We start from the raw sequence: 20208 nt of genomic DNA, 5'->3' as shown, positions 1-20208 counted from the left end.
CGCTTTCTGAGAGTGGGCTTAATTGGATATGATAAGAGATAAGGAGGGAGACACATGAACCAAATCATTGAAACAATATTAGATCACCGTTCCGTTCGTTCGTTTACGCAGGAACGTCTGACGGCAGAAGAAATTAAGCTCCTTGTAGAGGCTGCACAGGCGGCGTCAACATCTAGCTACATACAGGCTTATTCGATTATTGGCGTGAGTGACCATAAGCTAAAGGAAAAACTTGCGGACTATGCAGGAAATCAGAGCTATGTAGCGGAAAATGGACACTTTTTTGTCTTTTGTGCTGATTTACATCGTCATGAGCAAATAGCATATGAAAAAGGAGTCGATATAAAAGCGACAATAGAGAGCACAGAGGCCTTTATGATCGCCGTTATTGACGCGGCTCTTGCTGCACAAAATTTAGCCATCGCTGCAGAATCAATGGGGCTTGGCATATGCTATATCGGAGGCATCCGCAACCATTTGAAGGAAGTATCCGAAATCCTAGAAACGCCGGAATACGTTTTGCCTTTATTCGGTATGGCGGTTGGCCATCCAGCCCAGCAAACAGACAAAAAACCGAGGCTGCCGTTACAAAGTGTGTACCATGAAAACAAATATGACGGAGAATCTGCCATTGCTAAGCTTGCCGAATACGATGAAACAATCTCTTCATATTACCGGGCGAGAACGGACGGAATTCGCACTGAAACATGGACAGACCAGATTACAAACCGGTTGAGACATACGAAACGAACCTTCATGAAGGAATTTGTCGAGGAAAAAGGTTTCAGTAAAAGATAATTAGTGGGAGAACAACTTCTTAAAAAATATATAAACAACCAACCAAATGGGCAGGCAAATGAAGGAGCCGAAGAGACAGCCCTTTGCAAAACTGCCGCTTTCTGCTTCTTTTGCAGATTTTTTAGTGTCCAACTTGTCCATTTTCAAAGCCTCCTTTATTTAAAAAGTCATAACAATATACGGAGGGAATCGGTATGAAGCTCAGTATACTTGATCAATCACCAATATCCGAAGGCAGCAGTGCGGAAGCTGCACTTAAGCAAACGATAGAACTTGCTAAATATGCAGAAGCTCTTGGATACGAAAGGTTTTGGGTTTCGGAGCACCATTTTTCAAAAAGCCTGGCAGGATCAAGTCCGGAAGTACTGGTAGGTGCAATCGCAGCGCAAACAAAAACAATTCGAGTTGGTTCAGGAGGCGTGATGCTTCAGCATTACAGCCCGTACAAGGTAGCTGAAAATTTTCGCGTGCTGGAAGGCTTGTTTCCCGGACGAATTGATCTTGGGATCGGGCGCGCTCCAGGAGGAATGCCGATATCATCAATGGCTCTCCAGGAGTCAAAAAGGCGCCGTGTTGATATTGACCCCGAGCAATTAGATGATTTAGTAGCGTATCTATATGATTTGGCTGATGAGAATCATCGCTATCCCAACCTTACAGCGGCTCCTCATATTCAATCAGCCCCTGAGCTTTGGATGCTCGGTTCATCTGGCAAAAGCGCACAAACGGCAGCCCGGCTGGGAGCCTCCTACACATTTGCCCTTTTTATCAATGGAGAAGGCGGTGAGGAGGCTGTCAGGAGCTACAAAAAGAAATTTACATCCACTGTCGCAGGACAAAAAGCGAAGGCGGCGGTAGCCGTATTTGTATTATGTGCTGAAACTGAGAAAGAAGCAGAGAATCTTGCAGTCTGTCTTGATTTTGCACTGCTTGCCAATGAGCAGGGGATGCTTAGAAATGGATTCCCTTCCCTTAAAACAGCGATTTCTTATTCGTACTCTCAATTTGAAAAAGCAAGGGTAGAAGAAAATCGCAAACGAATGGTTGTCGGTGATCCGCAGAGTGTGAAAAAGCAGCTGCATGCGATTGCTAATGCATACGAAACGGATGAGCTGATGATTGTTACGATTACCCATAATTTTCAGGACAAACTGAATTCATACAGGCTTCTGGCAGATGTAATATTGAATTAAAGCCTGATATTGAATATTTTAAGAATGAAGCGTAAAACGAACAGAACCAATAGTCCTCCGACATACAGAGCAGAAACAATCCAACTTAGAGGCATAATAATGAGTGTGTCAACGACGTCCTCTGCGGCCTTTTTAAAAGGCTGCTTTTTTCCGTGACTGGAATGGACAGCGAAAAAAACTAGCGAGAGAAGGAAAAAGCAGATAACAAAGATGGCAAAAATGAACAGGAAAATAAATGAGAACATGGCAGTAAAGTCCCCCGGCTTTCAAGTGATATGTAGCTTTTTGTTTTTTTAGTTTAGCATAAAAAAGCCTTGTTGAGTGGTTCTCAACAAGGCTTGTCATTATTCGACGATAAAAGGTTCTTCGGTCAAAACCTGACTTGATTTTCCTGCTTTTATCGCATACGCAAGAAGATAATATTCGCCTGGCGCAAGGTCGTCTGTGCCATTCACTTTTCCATCCCAGTTAAAGGTCTGGTAGCCTTTGCCGACTTTCTTGTATGTCCCGGCTTCTCCAATGAAATTAAGCTCCGCGTCATACACCAGGAATGCTGTTTCCTCAGCTCCGCCAGGATAATAGGCTTCGATTGCGTAGGAGCCTTCTGTGACGCCAGGCAGTACTTCAACAGATGTGACTCGAGGATAGTCCGGTTCTTTTACGATAAGCAAGGTCGGAACTTCTACAACAATTTTTCCGCCTTCACGTACTAGTATATTCCCTTCATATGTTCCCGCTTTTGCCTTCTTGGCATTCACTTGGACGCTCATATGAGCCTTGCCTTTTTTATTTGCGGGGACAACGACACGATCCGTCGTTCCTTTGATTTTGATTCCATTTGCTCCTTCCCCTTCAAATGTATATTCCATTGTGTAAGCTTTTCTGATATTTGAAAGGTTTTCAATCGTAAATGAATGCCTCTTCGTTTGTTTTCCTTTATCCTTCATGTAAGTGCCGAATGAATAGGTGGCCGGCGACACGATGGTTTCGGTATTTATTGCATCGACAATTCGTACACTGCCTGTTCCTTGTGTATTATGAGGATAGATATTGCCGTCCGGGTCCGTTAACTTATCAGCAGTATTCATAAGAGTCGCTTTCAGCTTGTCGACTGTCCATTCTGGCTTTGCCTCTTTAAGCAAGGCCACTGCTCCTGCCACGTGAGGCGACGCCATGCTTGTTCCTTGCATGGAAGCATATCCATATGGATTGGCTGGGTCATGAGTCGGCACCGTACTAACGATATTAACTCCTGGAGCTGAGATATCAGGCTTAATCATCCAGCTATCAATTACCGGACCGCGAGAAGAGAAATCAGCCATTAATTCGCCAACCTCCCTTTCCACTGCGAAGGAAAAATTAGCAGATGTATTGCCATTGTTCATATCACTTACAAGAGCTTCGCCATCTTCCTTGGATAATTTGATCGTAGGAAGTGATATGCCCGGAACGTTCGGCGCTATTTCACCGGGTACGTTGTTATAGACAACAACACCTATAGCTCCTGCTGCTTTTGCATTATCGGATTTATCGACAAATGGCAAAACGCCTCTTTGTACTACAGCAACTTTTCCTTCCACGTCTAAGCCTTCAAAATCGCTTTTATCACCGATTCCAGCGAAAACAAGCTCGACATCTTTATTGTTCAAAGTCCCAATATCATCTTCGTTGTTATACCCCATAACCTTGGCGGATGCGTACGGGGCAAAGTTTACACTATATTCTGTAAAGGGGAGCTGAGTGGCTCCGACTGAAATAGCTTCTCTTGAAGTTCCTGGCGAACCGACTGTCCAGTTATCAGGACCGCTGTTACCGTTTGAGGTTACGGCTGCCACGCCTTCAGACATTGCCCAGTCAAGTGCTATACTTGTCGCCCAATCTGGATTATTCAATGAGTTGCCCAATGATAGATTCATTACATCTGCACCATCCAAGACAGCACGTTCAATTCCCGCGACAACATCCTCTGTCGAACCAGAGCCTCCAGGACCCAATACGCGATAAGCAAGAAGTGAAGCATCTGGCGCCACTCCTTTAATCGTACCGTTCGCTGCTACCGTTCCAGCTACGTGAGAACCATGCTGGGTTGCTTCACCGCGAGGGTCTCCCACTGGTGTTTCTTGCGGAGAGTAATCGTTATCGACAAAATCATAGCCTTTGTAAGCTCCAAAGTTGTTTTTTAAGTCCGGATGTGTGTAATCAACACCTGTGTCAATAACAGCAACCGTCACGCCTTTTCCTGTATAGCCCGACTCCCAGGCTTTATCTGCACCTATGTATGGGGCGCTTTTATCCATTTGCGGACTGACCGCATCTTGCGGAACGGCAACATCACCGCCCTTTATGTCGTCAGTTGTATATTCTACGTTCGGATAGACAGCTTTAATTTCCTCTATTGCAAGCAGCTTTGGTACTTCGCTTGCCGGAAGCTTCATGGAGAAACCGGAAAAAACATGCTCATATTCACGATTTACTTTTCCGTTTCTAACGGATTTCGCTGCTTTGTTTTTCGCGGTATCTCTTGCTGCCTTTAATGTAGCTTTTGTTTGTTTCTTGCCCGTTTTTTTGGCTTCAACCATCGATTTTTCTTTCAGTTCTACCATAACCGTAGTTTGTTTATCGGAAGTTGTATCAATCTCCCCGAAAATTTTAGCTTTGTTTAGTTCGGTGGATGCCTGAGCAGAAACGGATAGAGCCTGCACACCCGGTATAAATGTGGACAATACAAAAACGAGTGCAATAAAAAATGTAGAATACTTGATTAAACTTTTTTTCAATAGTGCTCCTCCTCGTTATAATGATGCTGGTTCCCTTGTCATATGATTTAACAGCATCTGTAAAAGTAGTTAACTTTAGTAGGTTTCAAGTTTAAGAGACTTTATTCCTTGTGCCATTAGACTTAATTTGGATAGGTCTTATATCCTGTTTTCAATAAACTCACGAAATATTTCCTTTTAATTCAAACGAAAGTCATGGGAAATTTATTTTATCCACAAAAAAACGTGGATAAGTAAATAATTCTGTGGGCAGATATGGTAGGGAATACGTGTTCTTCTACAAAATGTGGACTATCATTGTGTATATGTGGATATCTATTGTGGATAATATGTGTTTATCCTTGGGATAGTTTGTGAATAAGCTTAAAAAAGCTCTTACTCTATTTATTTTCAGTTAAATCTATCAGATTTCAACAAAACTTCTTAAAACTAGTACGATTTTTCACACAGATTGTGACAAACCTCGTTATTCAACCAAGATATGATAGGGACACAAGTTTCATAGATTAGCTTGCGGAGGGATTAATGTGAAAAATTTGATAGAATCAATGATAATAAGTATAGAACTTATCATAGGATGGGTGTTCCTTATAAATATGCCGGTGTATCAGCTAACTGGAGGATCCTTGATCGTTATTAACAGAAAAATGGACGAGCCGAAACAACTGCTTCAGAAGAAAAAGAGGAAAACAACAGGAAATAAGCAGAAGGCGGAGCGTGCTTTCTTTCAAAGCAACTTACAAAACGGTATCAAAGAGTCTCCATGTAAAGTCAGGGCGGGACCAGTATTTTGGAACACCTTCATTATAAGGAAGGAGGAAGATGCTTATAAAAATATAAAAGCAATCGGAAAAATTCATCAAAAGAAAATCTTAAAAACTTCAAATGTCAGGGTGGCTCCTACATGAAGTATTCATTTGAACCGTTCACATAGAGTGAATCTTCAATCAGTTGGGGCGCTGATTGTTAGATGATCGATTGTAATTTACAGGCAATTAACCCGGCAAAGTTATTCTGTCTGTTTAATTTGGGATACATGATTCCGCGAGATAACTGAAGAAGGTGCAAGGGCACGGAACGGAAATGGTGAGCTTCAGGTTATCTTTTTGATGTGGCGGAACTTACAATTGAATAGGTATAAAATGAGGATGGGAGATTAACGCTTGAATATCAGGGGTTCCCCATCCTGCTTTTAAGGTTGCTCCTGAACATTCTATTTTTCCCGGGAAATAAAGTGAAGCATAATATCATTCTTTCTACTTATTTCCAAATGGAATTAATCATGCTATGATTGTATATGTGTATGGTTTTTTCAGAATGTTCAATAAGGAGTGATTTTCATGAATAACCGAAGGCAGAAAATAACCCCGTATCGAATAGAAGTAATTGCGAATCATATTCAAGATAAACAAGAAGAGTATAAGGAAGTGCTCATGCGCATACGAAAACTGATTTCAGAAAGCGAAGAAGAAGATGTGCTTTATAAAGAGGTAAAAGAAAGGCTCTCACGAACTTATGATCAAATGAAGGAATATGCGTTATTCTTACAATCAATTGAAGCCTATCTTAGAAAGTCGGCTCATCAATTGAAAACAAAATAACCCCTTTTTGCCCTGCTTACCGCGCAAAAAAGGGTTGGAAATACTAGTTTGATCCATCAAGTCTCCATGCAGAGTGCTTCGTCGGACCGACATATTGGTTAATTGGAAAGGAGTGGCGAATAGCATCTGTGATAAATTTCTTCGCTGAATAAACAGCTTCCTCCACATCTGCCCCTTTTGCAAGCTCTGCTGTAATTGCTGCAGAATAGGTGCAGCCTGCGCCATGCGTGTTCAACGTATCAATTCGTTCACCCTCAAGGACTTCGTATGTCTCTCCATCGAAAAGTAAGTCTACTGCTTTTTCATGCTCAAGCTTACCCCCGCCGGTAATAAGAACATACTTCGCTCCACGTTCATGGATAGCTTTCGCTGCTTCCTTCATTTGCTCTATGGTTGTAATTTCTCCTAAACCGCTCAATTGTCCAGCTTCAAATAAGTTGGGAGTAATCACCGTGGCAACAGGTGTTAACAGATCACGCAAGGCTGCTGCTAGTTCAGGGTAAAGAACCTCGTTTGCTCCCTTACAAACCATAACTGGATCAATCACAACATTTTTCAATTGTTTTGATTTGATGGTATTGGCAGCAAGCTCAACAATTTCTACTGTCGGCAGCATTCCCGTTTTCATTGCGTCAATCCCGATCCCGTCCACAATGGTTGAAATCTGGGCTTTAATCGTTTCAATATCTATAGGGAAAACCTGATGGTTCCAATTATTATCCGGATCCATGGATACAATAACCGTTAGTGCGGTCATTCCGTAAACATTATGTTCTTGAAATGTTTTTAAATCAGCTTGGATTCCTGCTCCGCCACTCGAATCGGATCCTGCGATAGTAAGTGCTTTTTGCATTGACATGACTCTAGTTCCCCTCTCATTACAGAAAATCAGAATTTCTTTATTTTATATTATAGTCCCCTTTTCAGAAGATCACAAACATACGGAAGTATTGACAGAATGGAGAAAGTTTCCTATGATTTACATACTTATGATTACTAGGTAGGTGTATTTCATGTTTAACCGTGAACTAGTGAAGGGAAGCACTGCCATTCTCATTCTTCAGCTCTTGAAGGAACGAGAGATGTATGGCTATGAGTTGGTTAAGGAAATGAACCAAAGAAGCGAAAATACGCTTCAAATGAAAGAAGGCACATTGTATCCATCACTTCATAAGCTTGAAAGGCAAGGATATGTTCTTTCTTATTGGGAAAAGCAAGAAAAAGGTCCGGACCGTAAATATTATAAGCTCTCAAGCGAAGGAGCACGGCTTTTGAATGACAGAGTTAGCGAGTGGAAGGAATTTTCAAGCATGATGAACAAAATGCTGAAAAAGGAATTTGCAAATGAAGAGTAAGCATTTGTATAAGGCAGATCTTAAAAGAGCGCTAAGTCGTGTTCATGCCGATGAATTACTCGTAAAAGAAATTTTCTCTCACGTTGAAGAGAGCTATAGATATTTGAAAGATAATGGATACTCGGAAAGTGAAATCTACGAAAAACTTCAGGGAGAAATAGGCTCTCCAACGGAAATTGCCAAAGCGTATAAAGGTCAGGCGGCTCCTACAGTGAAAGTGTATTCAAGCTTTTATATTATGCTTAATCTTTTGTTCTTCATTGGAGGTGTAATAGTAACCGCTCTGTATTTGTTTGTTGATATTCCTTTCATCACGGCATTATGGTCGGCGAAATGGCTGATTCTATGCGGATATCTTATCTTTTGGATGCTCTTGGGCTATCAAGGCGGAAGGGAATACGGAGTAAATGGTAGGAAAATTATGAATCTGACCGTTTTCGTCGCAATACTCCCTAATTTTTTCTTCATGCTGATCGTTTTATGGAATCTGATTCCCGGAAAGCCTTATGAGACAATGTTAACTCCGGATTTTTTTCTGGCTTGCATCGTAAGTACTTTCTTGTTTCCGGTCGTCAGCAAAATTGGTTTCTTGTTCGGCAGGCGGATTCTCGTGTAGAGGGGACTTGTTCCTAAGCAAGTCTTTTTTTAAATATATACCTAGAATTACTATGTAATAGAGGAGCTGGTACATATGGTGAAAGCAGCGGGAGCCTTTCTTTTCGGATTTATTTTGCACATCGGAGCATTGCTTAGTACAGTGATTGCTTTTTGTTTCACCATTCCTTTGATGATTGGCTTTTCCTTTTTGCTTGAATTGGTTCATGCTGACGATACAGATTTTCTATTTGTTTTGTCTCCGAATCTTGCAATGATGCTCCTTGTTTATTCTATCGTATGGCTCATTGCGATACGCTGCATTAAGTTTGCTCACGCTTCTGCAATTTTCTTTTCAGGAGGAGCACTTCTACTCAACTTATTCATGCTGTATTTATATTTCAGCTCAGGTGAAAGCTTCAAGGAATTAGCAACGGATTGGAATAATGAAGGATGCGGCCCGTTTCCAGCTGCCTTAGTTTTTTTATGCTTCTGTTACTCCACTGTCCTATTGCCCGCCTATATTTACTGCGTTCGAAGGTGGGTGCTGAACTCAGGAGATCAGTGGAAAAAACGGCTGCTACAAGTCTTCGCAGCAATGGTTGTTCTGCTGTTTGCTCTTGTCATGGCGACGTTCGGATTTGTACAATAAGAAGAGGTCAAAAAACGAACAGGAGACAGGTATGAAGCTTTCAATTGTCATTGTTACCCATAACCGACTAGAAGAACTTTGTGAGTTGCTTGAAACCATTGCCGGCCAATCGGTGAAAGCAAATGAAATTGTGATCGTAAATGATGCAGGGGAATCTGTGGAGACTGTAAAAGCTCTTTACAATGAACTGCCTATTACGATCCTAAACCTTAAAGAAAATGTGAAGCATGTTAGAGCAAGAAATGAAGGAGTTAAACAGGCATCGGGAGACGTCATTATGCTCTTTGATGACGATGATTTAATGACACCCGGCCATATTGAACGGATGCTGAAAGCCTTGGAATCTAGTGATTTTGCTTATTCTGATGCGGAAATTGTCTCATTTCAAGATAAAAATAAAACGCGCTATCCAGTAAGCAGAAAGCTTTTTGCCTATACGTTTGATATTGAGGAAATGAGGAAATTTTCAACCTATGTCCCATCAGGAAGTGTTTATAAGCGCAGTATTCATGAGAAAATAGGAGCTTTTGACCCTGAAATGCACAATTATTGGGACTGGGACTTTTTCCTTCGTGTCTCAAAAGAAGGCTTTACGATCAAAAGGGTACCCACAGCTAGTGTGATCTATGCCTTTTCAGACAATGGTGATAACCAGTCAGCCGAGCTTCACGGAGCACGGGAAAACTATTTAAAAGCCTTATGTGAAAAACACCAATTAGGTGATCTTCCAACAAAAAATTTCGCTGTCCTGCTGGAGGAGCCGGCCGTGAAAAAAAGAGAATCCGCAAGCGAAAGGGTATGGGATGGTGAACCGGTGAAATCAAGGCTGGTCGACGGTCAGTGATTAAGGCTTTTAGGGTGGACTGGCGGTTTTTTTAAGTGGATCGCTTGAGATTTTTTGCACACTGATTAATTAAATCTGTTGCTTATCCTTCAGACATCTAACATATCTCCTATTCAAGTTCTGTCGATAGATTGCTATAATCGTAGATGGAAAAGGAGGCCGCATCAATGAAGCAACTGCTGAACGACAGCTGGTGGAACCAGTTAAAAGAAGAATTTGCAGCACCCTATTATCTGGAACTGAGAGAACTATTAAAAAAAGAATATAACAATCAAACCATATATCCTAATAAGGATCATATTTTTAATGCCTTGCACTATACCACATATGAAGACGTAAAAGTGGTGATTCTTGGACAGGATCCATATCATGGGCCGAACCAGGCACATGGACTTAGTTTTTCTGTACAAAAAGGCGTTAGGCAGCCCCCTTCGCTAAAAAATATATTTCTGGAGCTGAAGGAGGATATTGGCTGCAGCCTGCCGAACCACGGGTCACTAGAAAGCTGGGCAAAACAAGGGGTTTTGCTGTTAAATACGGTGCTTACGGTACGAAAAGGCCAGGCTAATTCCCACAAAGGAATAGGCTGGGAAACCCTCACTGACCGTATCATTGACGTCCTAAATATGAGAGAAAAACCAGTCGTCTTCATTCTATGGGGAAGACATGCGCAAATGAAAAAGGAACGGATTGATACGTCCAGGCACTTTATTATCGAATCCCCGCATCCGAGCCCTTTTTCAGCGCATAAAGGCTTTTTCGGCAGCAAGCCATTTTCACAGGCCAATCATTACTTGGAAAAAATCAATGAAAAGCCGGTTGATTGGTGTATTGAGGACGAATAGCGATACAGGCACATAAGAACTAAATCAAGCACATAAATTGAGAACAACCTCTAATACCGACACAAACCATTGGAAAATCTGCCAGCGAATTCTGCGGGCAGATTTTTAACATTTATTTTCATTTAACCTCTGAAACTACTTTTTTAACTGGTATTGATGCAAAGAAAATCGCAGCAAACACAAGTGAAATGCCTATCACATGTAAAAAAGTCAGTTTTTCACCAAGTATAAGGATTGACAAAATGGCTGTACTGACAGGTGTGATAGCGGATAATACTCCGGCTGTTCCGGCCGAGATTTTTGTCAATCCTTGATATAAAAGTAGAAAGGCCACCACAGTAACAATTATTCCGTAATAGAGGATGATCCCATATGTCTCAAACGTAATCACAGGCAGCGAGACTTTTTTAAATTCTTGCAACGAAAAACGAAAAAACATAATTGCACCATAGATGGAAACGACTGTGGAAATTCCGAGCGGGCTGACTCTGGCGGAGACAAGCTTCCCTAAAGAAACAAACAAGGCCTCGCATATGACAGCAGCTAAAATAAATACGTTTCCCAATAAGTGCCCGTCTGTTTCATTTCCGGCAGAAAACCCGGTCAGCTGCAATACGGAAGCACCTGTAACAGCAAGCAAAATAGCGGCAAAGCGGTGGAGTGTCAGCCTCTCGCCAAAAAGAAAAAAAGCCAGCAGACAAACTGCTGCCGGCGCAGTGCTACTAATAATGCCGGCGTCAATTGCTGATGTGGATTTTAATCCTGTGAGCATAAAAATGTTAAATAAGAATACGCCGCAGAGTGCCTGCAACAACAGAAGCAAAGCATCCTTTATTTTTAAAGAAGGGCGCCCTTCATATAACAACCAAATCGGCACTAGGATAGCTGAAGCAATAAGGAAACGAAGCTCTGAGATTAAAAAAATCGGAAGCTTCTGAATGGACAGCTCGCCAGCAACGATCGAGCTTCCGACGATCACCATCGCAAAACGTATAGATAGGATTTCATCTAGCATATTCACCGTCCTGCTTGAGCAAATCAGCAGCCACATCAAGAATACTTTCGGGATACTCCGCAAGCCTATGGCAGAAATACAAAAACCAATCCTGTCCGTATGTTAAATATCTTTTAGTTTTATAGCCTTTTTCCTTCAGTTCATCCAGTACCCCTGTGTTCACGCCGTAAAGCATTTCAATTTCGGTATAAGGGATGGAAATAATTTGTCTATTTTCCAGTGCTTGAAGGAGCTTCGAGTCGTGAGTGGCAATGGACAGCTTTTTGTCCGCATCAATGATTGCTTTAGCAAAAGTTATGTAGCTTTCATTTAATTCGGGTGACCTGGACAAGGCAATCGAGACATCTTCTTTATAAGCCCCTTTGACAAGTCGTATTTTACCTGGTGACCTTAGTACGCGTGTGAGATCCTTCTCGGTGCGAAACAAATGTGCTTGTATCGTAATTCCTACATTCGGAAAGAGTCTTGCTGCTTTTTCATAAACATTTAATATACTGTCAGTTTTAGAGGACTCTTCCATGCTGATCATGATATCAATGTTATACGATAAAGCAGAAGCTGACAGAGAAATGAGATGTTCATATTGCTTGTCTTGGTCGCCGTTTAAGCCAATATGAGATAAATCGAGGGAAACGGTTTGTTCAATTCCTTTTTGCCCCATTACATGAATAAGCTGCTCAAATTCATTTATGGCTTGAATGATTTCCTCATTACTTCTCGCGTTTTCCCCAATGTATTCAAGTGAGACGGAATGTCCGCTACGAATAAAGCGTTCATCCTCAGTTAAAGCTTCTTCTCTTTTTTCTCCGCATATGTACATGTTTTGCCGCTTTTACAAGCACCTCGTATACCTCAGGTGAATTCTTGACAAAATCCTTAATTTCCGGACTACGGGCAATACTTTTTAACGCTTGCTGAATTGTTACTTTCTCACCGGCTCCTTTTTTTGTCTTTCATCAAAGGTAGCATGGTAAAATGGTTTTACTTAGACCCAATCACGTATTTATTTATTAGAGCCACTTTGAAAAGGAGTGAACAAAGCTGCTTTTATCGATTGATCGATGTAAAAATATTCCTTTGATTCGCCAGGTCTACAATGAAATAAGTGGAAAAATTTTAGATGGCAGTCTTCCTGCAGGGGAAAAGCTTCCGTCGTCACGAGAGCTGGCCAAAGCGATTCATGTATCAAGAAACGTCGTTTTAGAGGCATACGATCTGCTGATGGTTGAAGGCTTTGTTTTTTCAAAAAAAGGCTCAGTAACATATGTGGCAGAGGGTGCCTTTTTGAAAAGGGAATATTGGGAACAGCCTGTTTCTTCTCCCATTCATAGCGTACATAAAAAAGAAATGATCCATTTTCGTTCCGGAATACCCGATTTAAGGCATTTCCCCCGTAAAATTTGGGCCAGGCTATCACAAGCCGTGTGGACCGAGATATCAGATCATACACTTGGCTACGGATCACCTGAAGGGGCAGAGGAACTTAGGAGAGAGCTAGTTTCTTATTTGCTTAAAACAAGAGGAGTCAAATGCTCGAAGGAACAAATCGTGATAACTTCCGGAGCAACACAAGCTTTAACGATAGTAGGAAGAATGCTGCTGAGGGAAGACGATCCGGTAGTGCTGGAGGATCCAATCACAGATGATATTCAGCAAATCTTTAAAAATGCAGGCGGTAATCTTTACCCTGTATCTGTGGATGAAGAAGGACTGGATACCTCTTTGCTTCCCGAAAACGTAATCCCTGCATTTACATTTGTGACACCCTCCCATCAATTTCCGCTTGGCGGGACTCTTTCCATCCAAAGAAGAATCGAATTGCTTCAGTTTGCTAGGAAAACCAATTCGTATGTTGTAGAGGATGATTACGACAGTGAATTCCGTTATGACGGGCCGCCTCTTAGCACGCTGCAAAGGCTTGATCCACATCGAGTCATCTATATAGGATCGTTCAGCAAAATTTTATCGCCGGCTCTGCGGATCGGCTACATTATTCTTCCGAGCAATTTGGTTGAAAAATGCCGATCCGTCAAATGGTTTTCCGATCTGCATACACCTGCTCCGGAACAGCTGGTACTTGCGCGTTTTTTGGCAGCGGGACATATGGACCGATATGTAAGCAAAATGAAGAAAGTGTATCGACAAAGAAGAGATTTGATCATTAACAAATTAAAAGAAGCTTTTCCAGCGGATATTCAAATTTCCGGGCATTCGACAGGCTTGCATTTCATTGCCGATTTTCCGTTTGCGACTTTTTCAGAAAATGATTTACTCCAAATGGAAGAAGACGGAGTGAAGCTCTATTCTGTTGAACAGCATGCGATAACGAGGGGAATCCATAAGGGAAAGCTTGTCATTGGCTACGGCCATTTAAACAACGAAGAAATTCAGCAAGGGATTCGTTGTTTAAAAAATGCAATAGACCGTCTTATGTGAAACCTGTTCGTTTTTGTTAAAATATAAAGAGAAAAGTTTATGTTACGGAGGAACAAATCATGAATATTCACATATCAGGCCTGCTTCAAAAAATGGAGGAGGAACTCCAAAAGGCGAAAAACAGCAACGGGAACGAGGAGATCAAGCTCCATGCCGCGGTGATCAAATCGCTGTGCGACGTTATTCTTGAGTCCGGCCAATCGGACATTCCAAAAGTCCAAGAAAAAAAGGCACCAGCAATAAGTGATCAATCGGAATCGATGCTTCATCAATTAATGGGAGCGGAAGGAAGCCGAAAATACGAAGAAACGAAGAAAAAAGAGAAAAAAGATGATGAAGCAAACGGTGATTCTATATTTGATTTTTAAACAAAAAACCGACAATCTTGTGTCTGACGAAGACGAATCGGCCAGTAAAGCATTAAAATTAAATTGATCTTTTTTGAATAGAAGGGCGGTAAACTAATATGAAAGTATTTATTATCATAGGAGCCATCAATGCCATGATCGCAGTAGGGCTTGGTGCTTTCGGCGCGCACGGGCTTGAAGGCAGGATTCCTGAGAAATATCTTCAGACATGGGAAACAGGCGTGAAATATCATATGTACCATGCGTTAGGTATTCTGGCTGTTGCGTTACTTTTTGACAAAATAGGCAGTGTGGCCAGCTTGACTGCAGCGGGATGGCTCATGTTTGTAGGGATCGTACTGTTTTCCGGGAGCTTGTATGTATTAAGTCTTACACAAATTTCAGTGCTCGGTGCAATCACCCCTCTAGGCGGATTGTCCTTTATTATCGCCTGGGTTCTTGTCGTAGTAGCTGCTGTGAAGTTTTTGTAAGAAAAAAACACCTTCGAAAGCGGAAGGTGTTTTCCTATCTAGGAGAATAGCTGGCCATACTGTATGGATATTCATAGGCGATAGGTTCATCGAAAGTAATATAATCGAGATATACGGTAAGGAGGAGATACCTTACTCCTGTTTTTGGATCACTAAGGATAATATGATCTCGTCCTGCTGCCTCAATTTCCCCTTTAAATACTTTTGCATTCCATTCTTTATTGTTTTCAAAGGTCATGTAAACTGTGGCAATTTTTCCTCTGTTAAGCCTGAGAATATTTTCAATGTAAGACTCTTCAAGCGGCAGCTGTCCAGGAGCGGACGGACCGGATGGTGTTGGTGCAGACGGCATTGGAGGCACCTGCAAGCCTTGCTGCTGCCCCGGCTGTCCTTGTTGTTGATCTTGCTGCTGCCCCGGCTGTCCTTGTTGTTGCCCTTGCTGCTGTCCTTGCTGTTGTCCCTGCTGCCCTTGGGGATAAGGAAAGCCCTGCTGCTGCCCTGGCTGTTGAAACCCCTGCTGCCCTTGGGGATAAGGGTTTTGCCCGAATTGTTGAGGGGAAAAGCCTGGCTGCATAGATTGTGAAAATTGATTTCGAAATCCCTTCAATTTCCTTCCTCCTTTTTCATAGACAGATAGACGACGCTGCTTTTTGCCTTCTGCCTCAAATCACTAATTTTGTAAGTGTTTTTTATGGATGGCAAGAAATAAAGACTAAATTCTTTCATCCATTCAAACTTATGTTGTGAAGGGAACGGATATGCACTAAATGACAGTAAAACAAAAAAGCTCCCCGGAGGAAGCTTAAAAAGACAAAGCGAGGAATGGTAATAAAATAACCAGAAACAGCAGGAGAACGAAAAAGGCTGATATAAGGCAAGCTCCAAGGCTCCTCCATCCGGAAAAACGATGTGCTTCAGCAACACTTAATACAAAAACGACAAAACTCCATATCGATAAAGGGATCTCAAAAATGAATAGAATCATCTTGGGGATATTTGTAATGTCGATGCTCCAGAACATACTCGAGAATGCATCTAATCCAAACAGCAGCAATTTGGGGATCCAAAAGACAGCGAGTAAGATTGTCAGTACGTTTTGCCCTCTCGTAACTGCCGTTCTTAGATCTTCAGCGTCCCCTTCACCGCCAAACCAACTTCCTGTCACTCTTAGTATAAAACCAAACAAATATAAGGCGATGATTCCCATAATTGCTCCAACGATAATATTAATGATAACGTTCGATGCTGTTAGACTGTCTTTTTCCAACTGCTCTATTGATGTAATGATGCCAGCTAGAGCTGCAAGCAGTCTGGCGTTTTTTTCTGGAAATGGAGAATCAAGAAATTCTCTGATGATGCTTCGAGGAGCGATCCAAACCTTGAACCAAGGCGTCACCCCATACGGCTGCGCTTGATCTTTCGTTTCCATTCGCTTCACTCCTCATGAAATTAAAATTGAACGGATTCTTCAATGAATGCTTTTAAATCACTAATAGCAACCCGTTTTTGTTCCATCGTGTCACGATTGCGAATCGTTACTTGTTGATCTTCTAATGAATCAAAATCAAATGTAATACAGAAAGGTGTACCGATCTCGTCATGACGGCGGTACCGTTTACCGATGGAACCTGCATCGTCATAGTCAATCATGAAGTATTTAGCTAAATCTTCAAATACTGCACGGGCTTCGTTTGAAAGCTTTTTCGATAGTGGCAATACCGCCGCCTTGTATGGTGCTAATGCCGGGTGCAGCCGCATGACCGTCCGTGAAGAGCCGTCCTCTAACGTTTCTTCTTCATACGCATCAATCATATAGGCCAATGTTACCCGGTCAGCGCCTAAAGCTGGCTCGATGCAATAAGGTACGTAGCGCTCGTTCGTTTCCTGGTCTATATAGTTAAAATCTTCACCAGAATGCTCCATGTGCTTTTTCAAATCGTAATCAGTACGTGAAGCAATCCCCCATAGCTCACCCCAGCCGAATGGGAACTTATATTCAAAGTCTGAAGTTGCGTTACTGTAGTGGGATAGTTCATCCTCTTCATGGTCGCGAAGGCGAATATTTTCTTCTTTTAGACCGAGTGACAATAACCAGTTATTGCACGTTTCTTTCCAATACGTAAACCATTCCAGCTCAGTACCCGGTTTGCAGAAAAATTCGAGCTCCATTTGTTCAAATTCACGAGTACGGAATGTAAAGTTGCCTGGAGTAATCTCGTTACGAAAACTTTTGCCAATTTGGCCGATACCAAATGGAAGCTTTTTACGCATCGAACGTTGGACATTTTTAAAGTTAACGAAAATCCCTTGAGCTGTTTCAGGGCGAAGATAAATTTCGTTTGTCGTGTTTTCAGTTACCCCTTGGTGGGTTTTGAACATTAAGTTGAATTGGCGAATTTCTGTGAAATTGGCAGAGCCGCATTCAGGACATGTAATGTTGTGCTCTTTGATAAGGTTTGCCATCTCATCAAATGAAAGACCGTCGACAATCATTTCAATGTCTTTCTCTTGAAGCTTTTCTTCGATTAATTTATCCGCACGATGACGCGCTTTGCAGTCTTTACAATCTATCATCGGGTCGTTAAAGTTACCTAAGTGGCCGGATGCTTCCCACGTTTTCGGGTTCATTAAAATCGCCGCATCCAATCCCACATTGTAAGGGGATTCTTGAACGAATTTTTTCCACCAGGCTTTCTTAATATTATTTTTTAATTCGACGCCAAGCGGACCGTAATCCCATGTATTGGCAAGACCGCCGTAAATCTCAGACCCTTGAAAAATAAAGCCGCGATGCTTGGAATGAGATACGATTTGATCCATTGATTTTGACATATTTGTTTCCTCCTGTAATTAGGCTGTTGTTTATATAATAAAAAAATCTCTCGTCCCCGGGCACTTCACTGACATGCCCAGGGACGAGAGATAAATTCCCGCGGTTCCACCCTGATTGATACAAAAACTGTATCCACCTTATATAGGATATACTCTGGATTGCCTTTTCCTAAAATCATTCTCTAGGCTTTCACCATCCCTAGATCGCTTGGTTGAAGAGGATTTTAGTACTATTGATCCTTCACCGTACAAATATAAATTTTTGTAGCTATATGCTAGCATATTCCAAAGTGAGAAACAATATTTAGACGAAAATAATTATATTTCATTTGCTCTGGCAAATGTTTTAAACATAAAAGAAAGCAGGCAGCTTGTCAGCATCAATCAAGTTGCCGACAAAAAATGATCCGAATTCGCCGTAGCGCGCGCTTACCTCATCAAATCTCATTTCGTAGACCAGCTTTTTAAATTGAAGGACGTCATCGGAAAACAAAGTGACTCCCCATTCGTAATCATCAAAACCGACGGATCCGGTGATGATCTGCTTCACTTTCCCTGCATAGCCGCGGCCAATCATTCCGTGGCTTCTCATCAGACTTTTCCGCTCGTCCATTGAAAGCATGTACCAGTTGTCATTGCCCTGTCTGCGTTTATCCATTGGATAGAAGCAAACGTGTTTTGATTCCGGCAATTTAGGATAAAGCCGTGCCCGAACATGTGGGTTTTGATAGGGATCGCCTTCTCCATCCGCCAAGTAATTGCTTAGTTCAACGACAGAAACGTAAGAGTACGCCGGTATTAAATATTCGGCAATCGCTGACTTATTAAATTCAAGCTCAATTTCATTAAGCTCTTCCATTGTTGACCGCAGAATCATCAGCATAAGATCAGCTTTTTGGCCGACAATGCTGTATAGAGTGCTGTCTCCGCTTTCGAGGTCTCTTGCTGCTCCCCATTTTTTTAATAGTCCAGTAAACTCTTGAATGATTTTTTCACGTTCATCTCCTGGCAACAGCTTAAAGGAAGCCCAATCGATAAGGCGGAAATCATGCAAGGCATACCAGCCGTCCAACGTTTTTGCTGCTTCATTTGCTTGCTGTTCACTCATTATATTCACTCCTAAACAATATGTACTCGTTATTTTCTTTACTATAACATAGTTTGTTCGATTCTTCGGAGATGAAACCTTGGGCGGATTTGGTATATTTTGTGTCAGAAAGGTGAAAGTAAAATCAGCATTCTTTTGCTTAAATTAATTTGAAAAATAAGAAATTGTTTTGAAAGCGCTATAATACAAAGTGAATGTTTGAATTTGTTTGCAAGCATAGTATCCTTAACTTATGTACTTACCAAGGAGGTAACAAAGTGGCAGATTTATTTACACTCATTGAAGAAAAAGTAAAAGGGAAAGACGTCCGAATTGTTTTTCCGGAAGGAACAGACGACCGGATATTAACAGCTGCAATTCAGCTAGCAGGCAAAAGTATTCTTCAACCAATCGTTGTTGGAAACAAAGAGGAAATTACAAAAAAAGCTGATAGCTTACATTTAAAGTTAGACGGCGTTGATATTTATGATCCACATACATACGAAGGATTGGAAGAGCTGGTTCAATCATTCGTTGAGCGCCGTAAAGGCAAAGTAACGGAAGAGCAAGCGCGAAAAATCCTCTTAGATGAAAATTATTTTGGAACGATGCTTGTCTATAAAGGCCTTGCGGATGGACTTGTAAGCGGCGCAGCACATTCAACGGCTGATACCGTTCGCCCAGCACTTCAAATCATAAAGACAAAAGAAGGAATCAAAAAAACGTCCGGCGTCTTCATTATGGTTCGCGGCGATGAGCAATATGTCTTTGCAGACTGTGCCATCAATATCGCCCCAAACAGCGACGATTTGGCAGAAATCGCAGTGGAAAGTGCAAACACAGCGAAAATGTTCGATATCGATCCTCGTGTGGCCATGCTGAGCTTTTCAACAAAAGGATCCGCAAAATCGGATGAAACAACAAAAGTAGCAGAGGCAGTAAAAATAGCGAAAGAAAAAGCACCTGATTTGACATTGGATGGAGAATTTCAGTTCGATGCCGCATTTGTCCCGTCTGTTGCTGAGAAAAAAGCTCCGGACTCTATTATTAAAGGAGACGCTAATGTCTTTGTATTCCCGAGCCTTGAGGCCGGCAACATTGGCTACAAAATTGCGCAGCGTCTCGGAAACTTCGAGGCTGTCGGACCGATCCTTCAAGGCCTCAATCAGCCTGTGAACGATCTTTCGCGCGGATGCGACTCTCAGGATGTTTACAACCTTGCGCTGATTACAGCCGCTCAAACCCTTTAATAAAAATCCTGCAAACAATGGTTTGCGGGATTTTTGTATGGCTTATGCTATAATGATGTCGGTTTGAAATCGTATGGAAAGGGTTATTGAT

General features: G+C 41.8%; 22 protein-coding genes. 13 read left to right on the top strand and 9 right to left on the bottom strand.

All coding sequences use genetic code 11. The features are described from left to right. Positions 1 to 54: 54 nt before the first annotated feature. Positions 55 to 798 carry an oxygen-insensitive NADPH nitroreductase gene (nfsA, locus tag AM592_RS15390; protein WP_053604620.1) on the top strand — a complete coding sequence of 248 codons (744 nt, stop codon included), beginning with the start codon at positions 55 to 57 and terminating at the stop codon, positions 796 to 798. Here the strand turns inward: nfsA and AM592_RS24395 are convergent, their stop codons facing one another. Continuing rightward, on the bottom strand, positions 799 to 939 hold the full coding sequence (locus tag AM592_RS24395) for a hypothetical protein (RefSeq protein ID WP_192841116.1): 141 nt from the start codon (positions 937 to 939) through the stop codon (positions 799 to 801). A 53-nt stretch (positions 940 to 992) separates the two neighbouring features. On the opposite strand from AM592_RS24395, the gene AM592_RS15385 reads away from it, so the two are divergent. Beyond that, complete coding sequence (locus AM592_RS15385; RefSeq protein ID WP_053604619.1) at positions 993 to 1991, top strand: LLM class flavin-dependent oxidoreductase; 999 nt, start codon at positions 993 to 995, stop codon at positions 1989 to 1991. Between the two features lie 344 nt (positions 1992 to 2335). On the opposite strand, the gene AM592_RS15375 is transcribed toward AM592_RS15385, so the two are convergent. Beyond that, the gene (locus AM592_RS15375) at positions 2336 to 4768 is read right to left on the bottom strand and encodes a S8 family serine peptidase (protein ID WP_053604617.1); all 2433 of its coding nucleotides are present in this window, start codon (positions 4766 to 4768) and stop codon (positions 2336 to 2338) included. Between the two features lie 527 nt (positions 4769 to 5295). Here AM592_RS15375 and AM592_RS15370 point away from each other — a divergent pair. Together AM592_RS15370 and AM592_RS15365 are read left to right on the top strand one after the other, a co-directional pair. Then, entirely contained in the window at positions 5296 to 5676 is a 381-nt protein-coding gene (locus AM592_RS15370) for a hypothetical protein (protein WP_053604616.1), read from the top strand. A gap of 432 nt (positions 5677 to 6108) precedes the next feature. Beyond that, positions 6109 to 6369 (top strand): DUF2489 domain-containing protein, encoded by a 261-nt coding sequence (locus tag AM592_RS15365; protein ID WP_053604615.1) that lies wholly within the window; start codon positions 6109 to 6111, stop codon positions 6367 to 6369. A gap of 43 nt (positions 6370 to 6412) precedes the next feature. Here AM592_RS15365 and AM592_RS15360 read toward each other — a convergent pair whose 3' ends face one another. Then, entirely contained in the window at positions 6413 to 7228 is an 816-nt protein-coding gene (locus tag AM592_RS15360) for a bifunctional hydroxymethylpyrimidine kinase/phosphomethylpyrimidine kinase (RefSeq protein ID WP_053604614.1), read from the bottom strand. 154 nt (positions 7229 to 7382) lie between these two features. Between AM592_RS15360 and AM592_RS15355 the strand changes: the two genes are divergently transcribed. The 5 genes from AM592_RS15355 to AM592_RS15335 all read left to right on the top strand — a co-directional run bounded on the left by AM592_RS15355 (position 7383) and on the right by AM592_RS15335 (position 10659). After that, a complete protein-coding gene (locus AM592_RS15355) occupies positions 7383 to 7724 on the top strand; it encodes a PadR family transcriptional regulator (protein WP_053604613.1) in 342 nt (113 codons plus the stop codon). Next, positions 7714 to 8340 (top strand): hypothetical protein, encoded by a 627-nt coding sequence (locus AM592_RS15350; RefSeq protein ID WP_053604612.1) that lies wholly within the window; start codon positions 7714 to 7716, stop codon positions 8338 to 8340. The genes AM592_RS15355 and AM592_RS15350 overlap by 11 nt, the downstream gene beginning before the upstream one ends. Positions 8341 to 8415: 75 nt before the next feature. Next, the gene (locus AM592_RS15345; protein WP_053604611.1) at positions 8416 to 8970 is read left to right on the top strand and encodes a hypothetical protein; all 555 of its coding nucleotides are present in this window, start codon (positions 8416 to 8418) and stop codon (positions 8968 to 8970) included. Between the two features lie 31 nt (positions 8971 to 9001). After that, a complete protein-coding gene (locus AM592_RS15340) occupies positions 9002 to 9814 on the top strand; it encodes a glycosyltransferase family 2 protein (protein ID WP_053604610.1) in 813 nt (270 codons plus the stop codon). Between the two features lie 167 nt (positions 9815 to 9981). Beyond that, positions 9982 to 10659, top strand: a complete 678-nt coding sequence (locus tag AM592_RS15335) for a uracil-DNA glycosylase (protein ID WP_053604609.1) — start codon at positions 9982 to 9984, stop codon at positions 10657 to 10659. A gap of 118 nt (positions 10660 to 10777) precedes the next feature. Here the strand turns inward: AM592_RS15335 and AM592_RS15330 are convergent, their stop codons facing one another. Together AM592_RS15330 and AM592_RS15325 are read right to left on the bottom strand one after the other, a co-directional pair. After that, a complete protein-coding gene (locus AM592_RS15330; RefSeq protein WP_053604608.1) occupies positions 10778 to 11674 on the bottom strand; it encodes a DMT family transporter in 897 nt (298 codons plus the stop codon). After that, the gene (locus tag AM592_RS15325; RefSeq protein WP_225970242.1) at positions 11664 to 12494 is read right to left on the bottom strand and encodes a proline dehydrogenase family protein; all 831 of its coding nucleotides are present in this window, start codon (positions 12492 to 12494) and stop codon (positions 11664 to 11666) included. Before AM592_RS15325 ends, AM592_RS15330 begins: the two co-directional genes overlap by 11 nt. Before the next feature lie 257 nt (positions 12495 to 12751). Here AM592_RS15325 and pdxR point away from each other — a divergent pair, with 257 nt between their 5' ends. The 3 genes from pdxR (at position 12752) to AM592_RS15310 (ending at position 14948) form a co-directional block, all read left to right on the top strand. Next, positions 12752 to 14110 (top strand): MocR-like pyridoxine biosynthesis transcription factor PdxR, encoded by a 1359-nt coding sequence (pdxR, locus tag AM592_RS15320; RefSeq protein WP_225970241.1) that lies wholly within the window; start codon positions 12752 to 12754, stop codon positions 14108 to 14110. A gap of 59 nt (positions 14111 to 14169) precedes the next feature. Further along, positions 14170 to 14478, top strand: coding sequence for a YwdI family protein (locus AM592_RS15315; RefSeq protein WP_053604606.1), 309 nt, complete (start codon positions 14170 to 14172; stop codon positions 14476 to 14478). A gap of 98 nt (positions 14479 to 14576) precedes the next feature. Continuing rightward, the gene (locus tag AM592_RS15310) at positions 14577 to 14948 is read left to right on the top strand and encodes a DUF423 domain-containing protein (protein ID WP_053604605.1); all 372 of its coding nucleotides are present in this window, start codon (positions 14577 to 14579) and stop codon (positions 14946 to 14948) included. A gap of 34 nt (positions 14949 to 14982) precedes the next feature. Here the strand turns inward: AM592_RS15310 and gerQ are convergent, their stop codons facing one another. The 4 genes from gerQ to hemQ all read right to left on the bottom strand — a co-directional run bounded on the left by gerQ (position 14983) and on the right by hemQ (position 18888). Further along, complete coding sequence (gene gerQ, locus AM592_RS15305; protein WP_053604604.1) at positions 14983 to 15555, bottom strand: spore coat protein GerQ; 573 nt, start codon at positions 15553 to 15555, stop codon at positions 14983 to 14985. A 195-nt stretch (positions 15556 to 15750) separates the two neighbouring features. Continuing rightward, a complete protein-coding gene (locus tag AM592_RS15300) occupies positions 15751 to 16377 on the bottom strand; it encodes a YIP1 family protein (RefSeq protein WP_053604603.1) in 627 nt (208 codons plus the stop codon). 20 nt (positions 16378 to 16397) lie between these two features. Further along, positions 16398 to 17780 carry a glycine--tRNA ligase gene (locus AM592_RS15295; protein ID WP_053604602.1) on the bottom strand — a complete coding sequence of 461 codons (1383 nt, stop codon included), beginning with the start codon at positions 17778 to 17780 and terminating at the stop codon, positions 16398 to 16400. 346 nt (positions 17781 to 18126) lie between these two features. Then, complete coding sequence (gene hemQ, locus AM592_RS15290) at positions 18127 to 18888, bottom strand: hydrogen peroxide-dependent heme synthase (RefSeq protein ID WP_053604601.1); 762 nt, start codon at positions 18886 to 18888, stop codon at positions 18127 to 18129. A gap of 257 nt (positions 18889 to 19145) precedes the next feature. On the opposite strand from hemQ, the gene pta reads away from it, so the two are divergent. Further along, a complete protein-coding gene (pta, locus tag AM592_RS15285; RefSeq protein ID WP_053604600.1) occupies positions 19146 to 20117 on the top strand; it encodes a phosphate acetyltransferase in 972 nt (323 codons plus the stop codon). The last annotated feature ends 91 nt before the right edge of the window (positions 20118 to 20208 follow it).

The organism is Bacillus gobiensis, from assembly GCF_001278705.1.
GTDB classification, from domain to species: domain Bacteria; phylum Bacillota; class Bacilli; order Bacillales; family Bacillaceae; genus Bacillus; species Bacillus gobiensis.
The sequence above is the reverse complement of the archived record's forward strand: the minus strand, read 5'-3'. Positions and strand labels throughout refer to the sequence as shown.